2 protein-coding genes are annotated in these 764 nt (G+C 39.9%); both read left to right on the top strand.

Annotation, left to right across the window (positions count from 1 at the left end):
* The first annotated feature begins 127 nt into the window (after window positions 1-127).
* Complete coding sequence (locus ACFIMW_RS09440) at window positions 128-301, top strand: DUF4102 domain-containing protein (RefSeq protein WP_375608919.1); 174 nt, start codon at window positions 128-130, stop codon at window positions 299-301.
* Between the two features lie 132 nt (window positions 302-433).
* The coding region (locus tag ACFIMW_RS09435; protein WP_404977816.1) for a phage integrase central domain-containing protein at window positions 434-764 on the top strand (331 nt) is incomplete at its 3' end.

Here is a 764-nt window from a genome sequence, read left to right as displayed (position 1 = left end):
AGAATCCCGAATATCGTAAGATTGTCTCATTTCAAATCTGTTTATCTTGAATCAATCAAAACCATTCGCTTGCACGTCACAAGCGAAGCTGGCGTGTGGGTAAAAACTGTATAAGAAAGAACTAAAAATGGCTCTTATGAATCGTCTTAAGTGCCAAGGGCTGTCGCAACACCCACGAGCTGGCAAAGTGTGTGATGATGTCGGCTTGCTTTTTCATAAACGTAAAGATGGAAGTGCTCAATGGTTTTATCGTTATACCATTCATGATCGCCATTGCGAAATGGGCTTGGATGCTCTTTGAGAGATGTTTCTTTAAAAAAGAGCGTGAATTGGCAAACCAATGGCATTCTGTTTTACGTAAAGGTCGTGATCCCATTAAAGAACGCAATAAACAAAAGTGTGAAGCAATCTCCATTATTTAAAAGATATCGCTTTGGGTACTTTTGAAAGTCGGAAAGCTGAATTAAAAGGTAATGGTAAGAATGGGAACTGGTTTTCTCCCTTGCGGCTTTACATTCTCCCTAAATTAGGCAGTCTGTCCATTTCAGAAATTACCCAAACAGAGATACGCAACACGCTTGTTCCTATTTGGCATACAAAAGCTACAACAGCAGAGAAAGCACTAAACCGTCTTAATATTTGTCTCAAACATGCTGCGGCTTTGGGTTTGGATGTTAATTTACAAGCAACAACAAAAGCACGCGCGCTCTTAGGAAAACAACGTCATAAAACGCAAAATAGACCAGCAATGGATTGGAAAGATG

The organism is Bartonella sp. AC329YNZD, from assembly GCF_042196685.1.
In the GTDB taxonomy this organism is placed as follows: domain Bacteria; phylum Pseudomonadota; class Alphaproteobacteria; order Rhizobiales; family Rhizobiaceae; genus Bartonella.
Note: the sequence above shows the minus strand (reverse complement) of the source record. Positions and strands in the feature narration are given on the sequence as shown.

Excerpts from the sequence above, each read along its gene's own strand:
- ACFIMW_RS09440 (WP_375608919.1), top strand. The coding sequence starts at position 128 with ATGGCTCTTATGAATCGTCTTAAGTGCCAAGGGCTGTCGCAACACCCA.